Source organism: Streptomyces sp. NPDC004667, from assembly GCF_040609475.1.
Classification (GTDB): Bacteria; Actinomycetota; Actinomycetes; order Streptomycetales; family Streptomycetaceae; genus Streptomyces.
The window spans coordinates 63,552-76,895 of sequence record NZ_JBEXKC010000039.1; the positions used below are offsets into that span (position 1 = coordinate 63,552).

The window sequence follows — 13,344 nt, forward strand, 5'->3', positions numbered from 1 at the left end:
GGTCCGATTCCTACCGATTCACCCTATCCGAGGGCTCGGCCCGGGGCGCTGTGTCCGGCTGGGGCCGGGACCTGGCGAAGGTGATCCACCGCGGGCCCCGGCGGTGGCGGAAGCGGGCGGGGGCGCGGGAAGGATCCCGCGCCCCGGTCAGCGGGCCGGTCGGCCGGTCAGAAGTCGACCTGCGCGCGCATGTCGGCGCGGCCGACCGACTCCAGCTCCCAGGTCTTGCAGTACAGGCGCCGGATGTACTCGATGTCGGCGTTGCGGGCGTGGGCCTCGCGCACCGGGTACATCACGGTCAGCTCGTACGATCTCTCGCGGTTGATGTCGCCCTCCTTGTCACGCCACTGTCCCCGGGCCTCTTGGAGGGTGAGCCCGGAGGGGAAGCGCGGGGTGATCACGTCGGCCACGAACTTCATGAACTCCTCCTCGGTGATCGGCGGGTTGCCGTTGTGCCGCCCGGTGCCGAAGTAGAGGTGCGTCGAGATGTACGGGCTGCCCTCCTCGGCGACGGTCTGCTCGCTCGCCGCGGAGGCCTCGTGCGTACCGAAGGCGGCCTCCGAAGCGGGGCCGCCCAGTGCGAAGAGGAGGGCCGCAGCCGCCAGGAAGGCGGCCGCGGGCGTCGAGATCCGGATGGATCGCATGTCGTCGTCCTGTCTGTCGTGTCGGGTCGTGTCGGGTCGGGTCTTGGTGGTCCGGTTCGGGTCCTGGCGGTTCGCTTCGGTTCGGTTCGGGGCGTGGCGTGGCGGACCGGATCAGGCCGGATCGCGGCCGGGCCGGGTCCGGGCGGGGCCTCCCCCGGTCCGGGCGGGCGCTCAGGCGGGCAGCGACTCCAGCAGGAAGTCCGCCGCGTCCCGTACGCCGCCCGGCGCGTCCGCGCGCCCCCGCAGGCCCGCCGCCGTCCGGCCGAGGGTCTCGGTCGTGCGGACCGACCCGATGCCCGCGGCGCGCGGGGCCACCTCCGCGATCAGGTCCTCGGCCTCCCGCCACGCCCCGGCCCCCGCCAGGGCGGAGAGCAGCTCCGCCGTGAACAGGTGCCGGTAGGCGGGTCCGGGGGCGGTGGCCGCCTGGTGCAGCAGGGGGATGGCCCGGTCCCAGCGGCGCAGCCTGGCCTGGACCCAGCCGTGGTGGCCCAGCAGCTCGGCCTCGTCGATCCACCAGGCCCAGTGCGGGTCGCGGTGCGAGACGCCGTCCAGGAAGCTGCTCCGGGCGCGGGCGATCAGCGCCAGCGCCTCGGAGCGCGCGCCGAGCAGGGCGGTCGCGTGCGCGCGGCGGACGAGTACGAGGGCGGCGACGCGGGCGGGCAGCGGGCGGGTCCCGCGCACCCGGTCCGCGCTCAGCAGTGCGGCACGCGGGTGGCCCGTGTGGGTGGTGAGCATGCTGTGGTTGAGCAGGACCAGCCGCGCCGTCCAGCGGTCGCCGCACAGCCGGGCGAGGGCGAGCGCCCGCGCGTTCATCCGGTGGGCCGGACGGTAGCGGCCGGCGTCGAAGAGGATCCAGCCGATGACCTCGGCCAGTTCGGCGAGGGCCGCGAGCCCGTCGGCGTCCCGGTGGCGCAGCGCGCCGGGGTCGGCCGACAGCTCCGGGATCCGCCGCACGGTCTCCCGTACGGCGGGTACGGCGGCGGTCGCCCCCCGCTCGGTGTCGAGGGCCACGAGGCGCCGGACGGCGGCCAGGGCCACGGCCGCGGACGCGGCGGGCGGCGTCATGACAGCAGGCCGGCGCCGACCGGGCCGGGACGGCTCTGGCCGAGGGCGTTGAAGGAGTCCGCGACCCTGGTCAGCCATTCCACCTCGTCGCGGAAGTCCTCGTAGGGCGGCCGCGCCGGGATGTCGGACTCGGCGTCGGCCCGCTCCGCCCGCTCGGCGCGCTCCTCGGCGGGACGGCTCAGGACGGCGCGCACCTGGAGGGCCTCGCCCAGCGGGGAGGTGGGGTCCTCGGGGAGGTCCAGGGAGCGCGCGACGCGGGTGAACTCCGCCATCGAGAGCGCGGTGCGCAGGATCAGCTGTCCGTCCCGTATCTCGATCACGCGCCGGTAGAGGCTGTACTGGGGATCGCGGGGCGGGACCAGGTCGCCCAGCCAGGACCTCGGCGGGTCGAGGGCGATGTCGGGCGACGCCTGGTACAGCGCCCACCACAGGGGCCGCAACCGCAGGTACGAGCGGTAGCTGCGGATCCAGCCGCGGGCGCGCGTGATGTGGATGCCCCAGGAGGGGATGGTCCAGCCGGCGATCTGCAGCAGTGCGCCGACGCTGCCGCTGGTCCACTGGACGGGGTCGAGGGCGGCCGCGTCGAAGCCCAGGCGGGTGCCCGCGATCTGGATGCCCCGGGTGACGCAGTAGACCAGGATCAGGCTGGCGCCGACGGTGACCGTGCGCATGCCGACCTTGAGCCACTGGCGGTTGACCATCCCGGTGAAGCGCAGCGACAGCCGCACCGTCTCGAACTGCCCGACGGCGCAGACCAGCAGGTAGAACGACATGTAGAGGGCGTAACCGCCGTGCTGGATGCTGAGCAGGATCGTGGAGGTGGCCGTGTCGGAGTGGGCCACGGGACCGACGACGAAGGAGGAGACCACCAGCACGGCCAGGGCCGCGCCGAAGACGAGGACGCGGCGGCGCGCCATCCGCGGGGCCTCGGCGGGGGGCGCGGACCAGTAGACGAGGACCACCTGCTGGGCCGCGGTGAGGACGACCACCGCCGCCTGGGTGATCAGGGAGGTGATGTTCGGCAGCCCGAAGAAGCCGGAGATGTGCAGCCGCAGCTGGTCCAGGTCGACGAGGAAGCTGATCCCGGAGCAGAGGAAGTAGGTGCACAGGGCCCACAGGGCGACGTCGCGCCGGCGGCGCAGCAGGTCGGGGAGGCGGTAGCCGAAGGCCGCGAGGCCCACGAAGGCGCAGACCCACGCGAGGATCGTGTAGATCACGCGGGCCCCTGGTCGGGTCGGCCGAGTCCGCTCTCGATGCGGGCCACGATCTCGGCGGCCTCGTCGGGGACGCCCCAGGCCGGTTCCGTCCAGCGCTTGGCGGCGCGGGCCAGGATCAGCGAGGCCATCGTCTCGGCCTCCTGCTCCTCGTCGTCGCTGTAGCGGGAGCGCATCAGCATGCTCCGCACGGCTTCGGGCTCGACGTCGGGCAGGAGCAGGCTCGGATCGCCCGCGTCGTTCCGGTCGAGTCGCACCGAGCCGCTGTGGTCGAAGGCGATGTGGGCGAGTTCGTGCGCGATGATGTGTTCTTTGTGTGAGGGCGTCGCCGCCTGCTCGAACACGATGACGTCGAAGTCATCCATTTTCAGCCAGATTCCGAACAAGTGCCGTTCGGGGAAGGGCGTCGCCAGCAGATGGATGGGACGTTGGCGGCGCTCGCTGAGGTCGCGCAGGAGTTCGTCGATTCCACAGCCGTGTTCCATGCCCCACTCCGCGAGCAGGGCCTCACACGTATGACGGACCTTCTTGAGGCGACGCCTGAGCCGCCTGTCCTCCGACGCCGGTAATCCGGTGCCAGGTAACTTCATCCCTCAGTCCTCCGGCGAACCCAGCGGTCGGACAACGCGGCCATGATGCCACACCCCCAACTCCCGCCTGTTCGACGTACGTTCTATCCGGCCACTCCCCCGGCGTTCCGGCCGCGGTCCGGTCGGACCTCGGCCGGAACGGAGCCGTGGGGCGGCGCGGGGGAACGTCAACGCGTCCCGAGGACCGCCGCTATGCCGCGCGCGAGACAAGGGATCCGGTCGGCCGGAATGCCCGCGATGTTGATCCGGCCGGCGGTGGTTCCGTAGATCGCGTGCTCCCTGCGCAGCCGGAGCATCTCCTGCGACGTGAGCGGGAGCATCGAGAACATGCCGCGCTGGCGCGCGAGCGAGCGGGCCTGGGCCTCGTGGCCCTGGGCGCTCAGGCGGGCGGTCAGTTCCGACCGGTTGGCCTCGATCCTGTCCCGCATGACGTCCAGTTCGGCCCGCCACAGCGCCCGCAGGCCGTCGTCCTCCAGGACGGTCGTCACGACGGCGGCCCCGTGCTCGGGCGGCATCGAGTACAGGGTGCGGGCGGCGTTCTGCAGGGCCGTCTCGGCGTGCCGCACCGAACGGCCCGACGCGCCGAGGACGATGGCGCAGCCGGTGCGGTCGCTGTAGAGGCCGAAATTCTTCGAGCAGCTGACGGCGATGAGCATCTCCGGGACCCGCGCGGCCAGGTGGCGCGTGGCCCACAGGTCGGCCTCCAGGCCGTCACCGAGGCCGTGGTAGGCGAGGTCGACGAACGGGACCCAGCCGCCCCGCACCGCCAGTTCGGCCAGCGCCGCCCAGTCCTCTCCCGAGGGGTCGGCTCCGGTGGGGTTGTGGCAGCACCCCTGGAGCAGGACGACGTCGTCGCGTTCCGCCCGCCCCAGCTCCGCGAGGACGCCCTCGGAGTCGAAGCCGCCCTCGTCGTCGCACCAGCCGTACGTGCGCACCCGGAGCCCGGCGGCCTCCAGGATCGGCCGGTGGTTCACGTACGCCGGGTCGCTGATCCACACCGTGGTCCCCGGGCGGGTCCGGCAGATCAGATCGGCCAGCAGCCGCAGCGCGCCGGAGCCGGCGACGGTCTGGACGGCCGCGGCCCGGTCGGCTTCCGCGCCCGGCCCCAGCACCATGGCGAGCAGGGCCCGGTTGAAGGCGGCGTTGCCGGACAGCCCCCGGTACTCCTTGGACTCCGAGCGCTCCGCGAGGCGGATCTCGGCCTCCCGCACGGCGGCCATGACGGGGGTGCGGCCGGAGGGGTCGCGGTAGACGCCGAGTACCAGGTTGAGGCGCTCGGCGCGCTCGTCGGAACCGAACTCGTACGTCAGGTCCCACAGCGGGTCGGTGGGCGGCGGCGGGAGGAGCTCAAGCATCTGCGGGGACCTCGGGGCGGGGGTGGGGGCGGGCGGTGGCGGAACGGGCACCGGCGGAGCGGCGGTTGGCGAGCACGACGCCGACGGTGATCAGGGGGACGCCGATCAGCACGGCGGTGGTCGGGGATTCGCCGAGCAGCGGGATGGCGAGGAGGACGACGGCCACGGGGCTGAGGCTGCCGACGACGGAGCTGCGCTCCGCCCCGAGCCGGCGGATGGCGAAGGCGTAGAGGAGGCCGGCGCACAGTCCGACGCCGAGCCCCTGCACCACGAGGAACAACGCGATGTCGCCGCCCGCCGCGTGGGCGAGGCCGGTCGGGAGCACCCCCGTCAGCACCAGCAGGCCGATCACCACGAAGGAGGGCAGGCACAGGAGGCCGATCGAGCCGACGGGGTCGAGGTCCACGTCGCGCAGGCCCACCGTGTACAGGGCCCACAGACCACTGGCCACCAGCAGGGTGCCGGCGCCCTCCAGGACGTCGGCGTCCACCGGGACCACGTAGCGCCAGACCAGGGCGGCCACACCGAGCGCGATCAGCGCGAGCCCGGCGATCTGGGTCCCCCGGGGCAGGCCGCGGCCCCGGGCGGCCATCAGGGCGGCGACGAAGAGCGGGACCATCCCGGGGACGATCGAGCCGACGAAGGCCGCCGAGGTGAGGGCGCCGCCGTGCATGGCGGCCAGGAAGAAGGGCACCCCGGCACCGCAGATGATCTTGGCGGCCGCACCCGGCCGTACGGCGGCGATCCGCCGGCGCCGACGCCACAGGGCGGGCGCCAGGACGAGCAGCGGGACCCCGAAGCGCAGCAGTGCGGCGTCGGCGGGGAGCAGCGTGGACGCGCTCAGGGCCCGGGCGCTGAGGGCGAAGGCGGCCCAGATGGCCACCGTGACCAGCAGCGCCGCCATGCCGCGGGCCTGGGGGGAGAGCCCGAGCAGGCCGGGGTGTCCGGCCGGCTCGCTCACCGTGTGGGGAGGCTCGACCGCTCGGGTGGTGTTCGTCGCGACCAAGGAAGTGACTCCAGCCTCTGCTCTACGGACCGGTCCGGTCCGCTCGCCGGCAACGCTAGGGCCTGGGGCGGGGCAGCCGATTGCCAGTTCTGCCGCTCGGACATACGTTTGGGGCAGAATCTGCCAAGGAGTGGCGAAAAACAGCCGAGGAGCGCCGGAACGTGGCCATGGACGCGGTCGATCTTCAGATCATCCGGGAGTTGCAGGCCGACGGCCGGCTCTCCAACCAGGACCTCGCCGACCGGGTGCGGCTCTCCCCCTCTCCCTGTCTGCGCCGCGTCCGCCGGCTGGAGGAAGCGGGCCTGATCCGCGGCTACACGGCGATGGTCGACCAGGTCGCCTTCGGGCTGCCGATCACCGTCTTCGTCCGCATCCGCCTGGAGCGGCACACGGCGGAGGCGGTCCGGCTCTTCGAGGAGCACGTCGCCGTCATCGAGCACATCCAGGACTGCTACCTGATGGCGGGCAGCAGCGACTACCTGCTGCGGGTGGTCATCGAGGACCTGGAGGCGTACGAATCCCTGGTGCGCCACCGGATCCACGCCATCCCGGGGATCGCCGCGATCGAGTCGAGCTTCGCGTACGGCAGCGTGAAGCAGTCCCGCACCTACCCCCGCCCGACCCCGGGCAGCTCGGCGCGCCGCCTCTGACCGGGCACGGCCTGGTCCACGGCGCCGCCTTCGGTCTCAACGGGAGCATTTAAGTACAATATTTGAGTAAATGTACTGTGTATCCCTCGATCCACGGATCGGCCCCGGCACGCCCCAGGGCGTTGCCGGGCGGGGCGACGGGAGTGCGGACATGGCCGGACCGGACCCGGGTACACCGGACAAGCGGCGGCGGCTCAGCCGCCCCCTCGTGCTCGCCGCGGCCGTGGCACTGGTGGACCGTGAGGGCCTCGCGGCGCTGACCATGCGGCGCCTGGCCACCGACCTGGGCGTGGAGCCCATGGCCATCTACCGGTACACGGCCGGCAAGGAGGCGCTCCTCGACGGCCTGGTCGAGGCCTTCTTCACCGAGGTCAACGACCGGCTGCGCACCTCGGCCGAAGCCGCCGTGCCCTCCTGGCGCGCGGAACTGCGCCGGATCGCCCGCGCCTTCGCCGCCGCGGTGCACGCCCACCCCGAGATCCTGCCCGTGGTGGCCACCCGCCCGCTCAGCGTGCCGGTGGCCCGCCGGCCGGCACCGGCGCTCCAGCTCACCGAGCACGTCCTCGCCGTCCTCGGCCGGGCCGGCTTCGACGACACCACCGCACTGACGATCTACCGCACGTTCGCGGCCTGGATCCTCGGCTGCCTCCTCGTGGACAAGCGCCAGGTGGTCGACAACCCCGACGAGCCGGACGTCATGCTGCGCCTCGGCCTGCACCGGCTGCCCGCCGCCGAGTACCCGCGACTGCGCGCGCTCGTCCCGCAACTCGCCGAGTACGACGACGAGCGCGAACTGATCGAAGGCCTCGACAGCCTGCTCAGCGGCATGCCCGAGGCGCCCCTTGACGCGTTCTACGGCGGGGGCGCACGCTGAGGATACGACGTACACATCGCCCATATGTGTACGCGATCCACCCCCTGAGCCGACATCAGCAGGCATCATCCGACGCCGGCGACATCGGCCGACGGCGCCCCAGGGAGGCCGTCATGTCCCACCACGAATACCCGATCCTGCGCGTCCGGGTCACCGCCCGGGACGCCGACACCCTCCGCGCGCTGCTGCGCGAGACCCGTCCCGACGTCGGCGGCCGCGTCCGCCGGCACGAGGACGGCAGCTGCACCATCGACGCCTACGTACCCGCCGACCAGGCCGACGCGTTCGAACGCGACGGCGTCACGGCCGCCATCGTCGAGGACGCCACCGCCACCGGACGCGCCCGCCAGGCCGAGGTCGGCCGGGGGGACAGGTTCGCCCCCGAGGATGCGGTCCCGCAAGGACTGGCCCTCAAGGTGAACGACGCCTAGGAGCGACGCCATGACGTACCTGAACATCACCGAGGTCGAGTCCGGCGTGACCAGCCTGGCCGCGGCCTTCCCGAACACCTCCGACCTCGTCGAACTGCCCGAGCCCAGCGTCGAGGGCCGGACCTGCCACGCCCTGCGGATCGGCATCCACACCCTGGTGCCGAAGCCCACCGCCGTACTGATCGGTGGCGCACACGCCCGTGAATGGGGCAGCTGCGAGATCCTCGTCAACCTCGCAGCCGACCTGCTGCACGCCCACGCCGGCGGCACCGGCCTGGCGTACGGCGGCACCCACTTCACCGCCGACCAGGTGCGCAGCATCCTGGAAGGACTCGACCTCGTGGTCTTTCCGCTGGTCAACCCGGACGGCCGGCACTACAGCCAGACCGTCGTCGACGGCTGGCGGCGCAACCGCAACCCGGCCCAGTCCGGCGGCAACCCGGACGCGGTCGGCGTCGACCTCAACCGCAACTTCGACTTCCTCTTCGACTTCCGGACCGCCTTCCATCCGCTCGCCCCGGTCCGCGTCTCCGACGACCCGGCCGACCCCAACCAGACGTACCAGGGGCCCTCGCCCTTCTCGGAGCCCGAGACCCGCAACGTCCGCTGGCTCCTGGACCAGTTCGTGCGCACCCGCTGGTTCGTCGACGTACACAGCTACACGCAGAAGATGCTCTACGTGTGGGGCGACGACAACAGCCAGTCCGACGACCCGAACAGGAACTTCCAGAACCCCGCCTTCGACGGCAAGCGCGGACTGAAGGACGACCAGCTCTACGCGGAGTTCATCCCGAAGACCGACCACGACGACTCCGCCGTGCTCGCCGAGCGGTTCTGCAAGGCGCTCAAGGGCGTACGCGGCGTCGAGTACACGCCCGAGCCCTCCTTCGACCTCTACCCGACGTGCGGAACCAGCGACGACTACACCTTCGCGCGCCACATCGTGCACCCGAACGGGAACAAGATCCTCGCCTTCACGATCGAGTGGGGCATGGACTTCCACCCGCCGTGGTCCGAGATGAAGAAGATCGTCCTCGACGTCGACGCCGGGCTGGTGCAGTTCTGCCTGACCGCCCTCCCGTAGGGCGGCGGGCCGCCGGAGCGGATTCTCCGCGCCGCTGCCGCAGGTCAGGCCAGGGCGGCCTCGAAGGCCGCGTAGGCCGTCGCGTCGAAGAGCACGAAGCGGACCTCCTCGACCCGGGTCCTGGCCGCCCGTACGGTCTCCACCGCGATCCGGGCCCCGTCGTCCATCGGCCAGCCGTAGATCCCGGTGGAGATCGCGGGGAACGCGACCGTACGCGCGCCCAGCTCGTCGGCCACCCGCAGCGACTCGCGGTAGCAGGAGGCCAGCAGCTCCGAGCGGTCCTCGTCCCGCGACCAGACCGGGCCGACGGTGTGGATGACGTGCTCCGCCGGGAGGCGGCCCGCCGTGGTGGCGACCGCGCGGCCGGTCGGCAGGCCCTTGCCGTAGTGGGAGCGCCGCAGGTCCTCGCAGGCGGCGAGGATCTCCGGGCCGCCGCGCCGGTGGATGGCGCCGTCCACTCCCCCGCCGCCGAGCAGCGAGGAGTTCGCGGCGTTGACGACCGCGTCCGCCTCCTCGGCGGTGATGTCGCCCTGGACGAGGGTGATGCGCACCATCACGAGGCCTTTCGCAGGTGCCGCCAGACCGCTCTGGCGGCGTTGTGGCCGGACATCCCGTGGACGCCCGGGCCCGGCGGGGTCGCCGAGGAGCAGAGGAACACGGCCGGGTGGGCCGTGGCGTAGGGGAACAGGGTGGGCTTCGGCCGGAGCAGGAGCTGGAGGCCTGAGGCGGCGCCGCAGGCGATGTCCCCGCCGACGTAGTTGGGGTTGCGGGCGGCGAGCTGCGGCGGTCCGGCCGTGGCACGGGCCAGCACCAGGTCGCGGAAGCCCGGCGCGAAGCGCTCCAGCTGCCGCTCGACGGCCTCGGTGAGGTCGCCGTCCCAGCCCGCGGGGACGTGTCCGTAGGCCCAGAAGACGTGCTTGCCGCTCGGGGCCCGGCCGGGGTCGACCAGGCTGGGCTGGGCGGTGATGAGGAAGGGGTTGCGGGGCGCCCGGCCGCCGGTGGCCAGCTGGAGGGCGGCATCGATGTCGCGGCTGCCGGGGCCGATCTGCACGGTGCCGGCCCGGCGCGGGGCCTCGGCGGTCCAGGGCACCGGGCCGTCGAGCGCGTAGTCGAGCTTGAACGCGGCGGCCCCGTACCGGTAGCCGTCGTACGCGCGGCCGAGGCGGGCGATCCGGGCGAGGGCGGTCGGCGAGGTGTCGAAGACGTACGCGCGGGCGGGCGGCAGGTCGTCGAGCCGCTTGACCTCGAAGCCGGTGTGCACGGTGCCGCCGAGGTCCGCCAGGTAACCGGCGAGCGCGTCGGAGATCGACTGCGAGCCGCCGCGCGCCATGGGCCAGCCGCCCGCGTGCGCCGCCAGCGCGAAGACCAGGCCGACCGCGCCGGTCCCGATCCCGCTCAGCGGGGCGATGACGTGCGCCACGAGCCCGGCGAACAGGGCCCGCGCGCGGTCGTCGCGGAAGCGGCGCAGCAGCCAGGTGGAGGGCGGCAGCCCGGTCAGGCCGAAGCGGGCCAGGGTCAGCGGGTCCCGGGGCAGGGCGGTGGCGGGCAGGGACATGAAGTCCCGGGCGAGGGTGTCCCACTTGCCGAGGTACGGCTGGACGAGACGGCGGTACGCGCCCGCGTCGCGGGGCCCGAAGGAGGCCGCGGTCTCGGCGACGGAACGGGAGAGCACCGCGGCCGTGCCGTCGTCGAAGGGGTGCGCCATGGGCAGCGGGGCGTGCAGCCACTCCAGCCCGTAGCGCTTCAGCGGCATCGTCGCGAAGACGGGGGAACCGGCGCCCAGCGGGTGCACCGCCGAGCAGGGGTCGTGGCGGAAACCCGGGAGGGTGAGCTCCTCGGTGCGGGCCCCGCCCCCGATGCCGTCCGCCGCCTCGAACACGGCAACGGAGCAGCCCCTGCGGGCCAGTTCGACCGCGGCCGTCAGGCCGTTGGGCCCCGCCCCCACCACGACTGCGTCGAGAATCGACGGCACTGACAGCTCCTTCGTCCGGCGGCGGCCTCCGCTCCCAGGATATTCCGCCCGTCCATACGGGCCCTGCGCGCCCCGGCGCCTACGCGCCCCGCAGCAGCTCGCGGATCCGTACGGCGGTGGCCTCGTCGCGCCCCACCGCGAAGGGCAGGGCGTTGTCCCGGTCCACCCGGAAGGGGACGCCGTCCACGGTGGACTGGGCGCCGCCCGCCTCGGCGACCAGCAGCAGCCCGGCCGCGTGGTCCCAGGCCGAGGGCCAGGTGAACGCCAGGCCGTCCATCTCGCCCCGGGCCACCTTGAGGTACTCCAGGCCGGCCGAGCCGCAGGGCCGGGCGGCGACGCCGGGCACGTCGAGCCGGGCCAGGGTCCGCTTGTCCTCGTCGGAGGTGTAGAGGGGGTGGGCCGTCGCCACCCGCAGCGCCTCCCCGGGTCGCGGCGAACCGGCGTGGATCCGCTCGCCGTTGACGTACGCGCCTTCCCCGCGGACGGCGGTGGCCAGCTCGTCGAGCGCCGGGGCGAAGGTCCAGGAGGCGAGTATCTCCCCGTGGTGGGCCAGCGCGACCAGGGTGCAGAAGGCGGGGTCGCCGTTCACGAACTGGCGCGTCCCGTCGACGGGATCGACGATCCAGACGGGCGCGTCGCCGCGCAGGGCGCCGTACACGTGGGGGTCGGCGTGCACGGCTTCCTCGCCGACCACGGCCGAGCCGGGCAGCAGCTTCGTCAGCGAGGCCGTCAGGTGTTCCTCGGCGAGCCGGTCGGCGATGGTCACCAGGTCGTGCGGGCCGCTCTTCTGGTCGACCTCGTGCGCGGCGAGCTGCCGGAACCTCGGCATGATCTCCACCGCCGCCGCCTCGCGGACGGCCTCCTCGACTGCGGACAGGTCCTGGGCCGAAAAATCATCGATCATGGCCCCAGCAAAGCACGCCGGGGGGACGAACCCCACCCCCGGCCCCGTCCGTCCGGCATACGCGCGATGACGTACGGGTGAACAGGCCCCCGGTCCGGCACGCACCCGCTTGACTCTGTAAGTAAAGTTTCCTAACTTGATGCCTCGCACCGCCGCGGCACCGCGCGCACGCCGCCCGTGAACTCTATGAACACAACGATGCGGAGCGCCACGGATTGGGATATTCCTGGGACTCCCACGCCCTCCGGGGTGCGATGCCGTATGCGCTTCAACAATTTCGGCACCCTTGGATATCCCGCTTTTTTTAAGGCGAAATTAAAGAAAACAAGGCAGCGGCCGGCGCATGGTGCACCGGCCGCTCTTCCCGCCTTTACTTCGACATTCCCCAGCGGACCGGAGCTATCTGCTTCGACATGATCGTGATGAGCTCGTACGCGGCGTGCGACGCGGCGACCGAGGTAATCCCGGCGTGGTCGTACGCCGGCGCGACCTCCACGATGTCGGCGGAGACCAGGTGGCAGTCGGCGAGGCCGCGCAGGATCTCCAGCAGCTCGCGGGAGGTCATACCGCCGGCCTCCGGGGTCCCGGTGCCGGGGGCGTGCGCGGGGTCCAGGACGTCGATGTCGATGGAGATGTACAGCGGCCGGTCGCCGACCCGCTCGCGCAGCTGCTGGGCGATCTCGTCCACCCCGCGCCGCATGACGTCCGCCGAGGTCACGATGCCGAAGCCGAGCTTGGCGTCGTCGTCGAGGTCCTTCTTGCCGTAGATCGGGCCGCGCGTGCCCACGTGGCAGAGGGCGGAGGTGTCGATGACGCCCTCCTCCACGGCACGGCGGAAGGGCATCCCGTGGGTGTACTGCTGGCCGAAGTACTCGTCCCAGGTGTCCAGGTGGGCGTCGAAGTGCAGGACGGCGACCGGCCCGTGCTTCTTGGCCACCGAACGCAGCAGCGGCAGCGCGATGGTGTGGTCGCCGCCGAGCGTCATCAGCCGGGAACCGCCGGCCAGCAGCTCGTCGGCGGCGGCCTCGATCGTCTCCACCGCCTCGTTCGCGTCGAACGGGTTGGCGCTGATGTCACCGGCGTCGGCGACCTGGCTGTAGTGGAAGGGGTAGACGTCCTGCGCCGGGTTGTAGGGGCGCAGGGTGCGGGAGGCCTCGCGGATGGCGTTGCCGCCGAACCGGGCTCCGGGGCGGTAGGTGACACCGCCGTCGTACGGGACGCCGACCACGGCGATGTCCGCCTTCTCCACCTGGTCGATGCGGGGGATGCGGCCGAACGTGGCCTGACCGGCGAAGTGCAGCGTCCGGTCGGTCTCGGTCGGCGGCAGCGGCGGGGTCGGTCCGTTGGGCTGGGCGGTCATGGTGCGGTCTGTGCCTTTCCGGGTACGGCGGCCCGGGCCCGGTCACCGGGCCCAGGCGGGGGGAGGGAGGAGCGGGGGCGCCGGGCGCGCGCCCGGTCCGCGCTCGTTACTGCGGCGGGTTGCCGTGCTTGCGGGACGGCAGGTCGGCGTGCTTGGTGCGGAGCATCGCGAGGGCGCTCACGAGCACCTCGCGGG

At 72.9% G+C, this 13,344-nt stretch carries 14 protein-coding genes; 4 read left to right on the forward strand and 10 right to left on the reverse strand.

All coding sequences use genetic code 11. The features are described from left to right. Positions 1 to 167: 167 nt before the first annotated feature. The 6 genes from ABZW32_RS22155 to ABZW32_RS22180 all read right to left on the reverse strand — a co-directional run bounded on the left by ABZW32_RS22155 (position 168) and on the right by ABZW32_RS22180 (position 5,874). The gene (locus ABZW32_RS22155; RefSeq protein WP_356218288.1) at positions 168 to 644 is read right to left on the reverse strand and encodes a DUF3574 domain-containing protein; all 477 of its coding nucleotides are present in this window, start codon (positions 642 to 644) and stop codon (positions 168 to 170) included. 171 nt (positions 645 to 815) lie between these two features. Next, positions 816 to 1,709 (reverse strand): DNA-binding protein, encoded by an 894-nt coding sequence (locus ABZW32_RS22160; RefSeq protein WP_356218289.1) that lies wholly within the window; start codon positions 1,707 to 1,709, stop codon positions 816 to 818. Continuing rightward, entirely contained in the window at positions 1,706 to 2,926 is a 1,221-nt protein-coding gene (locus ABZW32_RS22165) for an MAB_1171c family putative transporter (protein ID WP_356218291.1), read from the reverse strand. Before ABZW32_RS22165 ends, ABZW32_RS22160 begins: the two co-directional genes overlap by 4 nt. Continuing rightward, the gene (locus tag ABZW32_RS22170; RefSeq protein ID WP_356218293.1) at positions 2,923 to 3,408 is read right to left on the reverse strand and encodes a toxin; all 486 of its coding nucleotides are present in this window, start codon (positions 3,406 to 3,408) and stop codon (positions 2,923 to 2,925) included. Before ABZW32_RS22170 ends, ABZW32_RS22165 begins: the two co-directional genes overlap by 4 nt. 272 nt (positions 3,409 to 3,680) lie before the next feature. Further along, the gene (locus ABZW32_RS22175; RefSeq protein WP_356218295.1) at positions 3,681 to 4,868 is read right to left on the reverse strand and encodes an aromatic amino acid transaminase; all 1,188 of its coding nucleotides are present in this window, start codon (positions 4,866 to 4,868) and stop codon (positions 3,681 to 3,683) included. Beyond that, positions 4,861 to 5,874, reverse strand: a complete 1,014-nt coding sequence (locus tag ABZW32_RS22180; protein ID WP_356218297.1) for a DMT family transporter — start codon at positions 5,872 to 5,874, stop codon at positions 4,861 to 4,863. Before ABZW32_RS22180 ends, ABZW32_RS22175 begins: the two co-directional genes overlap by 8 nt. A gap of 167 nt (positions 5,875 to 6,041) precedes the next feature. Between ABZW32_RS22180 and ABZW32_RS22185 the strand changes: the two genes are divergently transcribed. From ABZW32_RS22185 to ABZW32_RS22200, 4 genes are all read left to right on the forward strand, one after another. Next, on the forward strand, positions 6,042 to 6,524 hold the full coding sequence (locus tag ABZW32_RS22185; RefSeq protein ID WP_356218312.1) for an Lrp/AsnC family transcriptional regulator: 483 nt from the start codon (positions 6,042 to 6,044) through the stop codon (positions 6,522 to 6,524). A 151-nt stretch (positions 6,525 to 6,675) separates the two neighbouring features. Beyond that, positions 6,676 to 7,398, forward strand: a complete 723-nt coding sequence (locus tag ABZW32_RS22190) for a TetR/AcrR family transcriptional regulator C-terminal domain-containing protein (RefSeq protein ID WP_356218299.1) — start codon at positions 6,676 to 6,678, stop codon at positions 7,396 to 7,398. A gap of 113 nt (positions 7,399 to 7,511) precedes the next feature. After that, positions 7,512 to 7,829 (forward strand): hypothetical protein, encoded by a 318-nt coding sequence (locus tag ABZW32_RS22195; protein WP_356218300.1) that lies wholly within the window; start codon positions 7,512 to 7,514, stop codon positions 7,827 to 7,829. A 10-nt stretch (positions 7,830 to 7,839) separates the two neighbouring features. Beyond that, positions 7,840 to 8,913, forward strand: coding sequence for a M14 family metallopeptidase (locus ABZW32_RS22200; RefSeq protein ID WP_356218301.1), 1,074 nt, complete (start codon positions 7,840 to 7,842; stop codon positions 8,911 to 8,913). 44 nt (positions 8,914 to 8,957) lie between these two features. Here ABZW32_RS22200 and ABZW32_RS22205 read toward each other — a convergent pair whose 3' ends face one another. The 4 genes from ABZW32_RS22205 to speB all read right to left on the reverse strand — a co-directional run bounded on the left by ABZW32_RS22205 (position 8,958) and on the right by speB (position 13,149). Beyond that, complete coding sequence (locus tag ABZW32_RS22205) at positions 8,958 to 9,467, reverse strand: O-acetyl-ADP-ribose deacetylase (protein WP_356218302.1); 510 nt, start codon at positions 9,465 to 9,467, stop codon at positions 8,958 to 8,960. Beyond that, positions 9,467 to 10,885, reverse strand: coding sequence for an NAD(P)/FAD-dependent oxidoreductase (locus ABZW32_RS22210; RefSeq protein ID WP_356218303.1), 1,419 nt, complete (start codon positions 10,883 to 10,885; stop codon positions 9,467 to 9,469). Before ABZW32_RS22210 ends, ABZW32_RS22205 begins: the two co-directional genes overlap by 1 nt. A 79-nt stretch (positions 10,886 to 10,964) precedes the next feature. After that, positions 10,965 to 11,789, reverse strand: a complete 825-nt coding sequence (locus ABZW32_RS22215) for an inositol monophosphatase (protein ID WP_356218305.1) — start codon at positions 11,787 to 11,789, stop codon at positions 10,965 to 10,967. Positions 11,790 to 12,159: 370 nt separating this feature from the next. Next, positions 12,160 to 13,149, reverse strand: coding sequence for an agmatinase (gene speB / locus ABZW32_RS22220; RefSeq protein ID WP_285540446.1), 990 nt, complete (start codon positions 13,147 to 13,149; stop codon positions 12,160 to 12,162). Positions 13,150 to 13,344 lie beyond the last annotated feature (195 nt).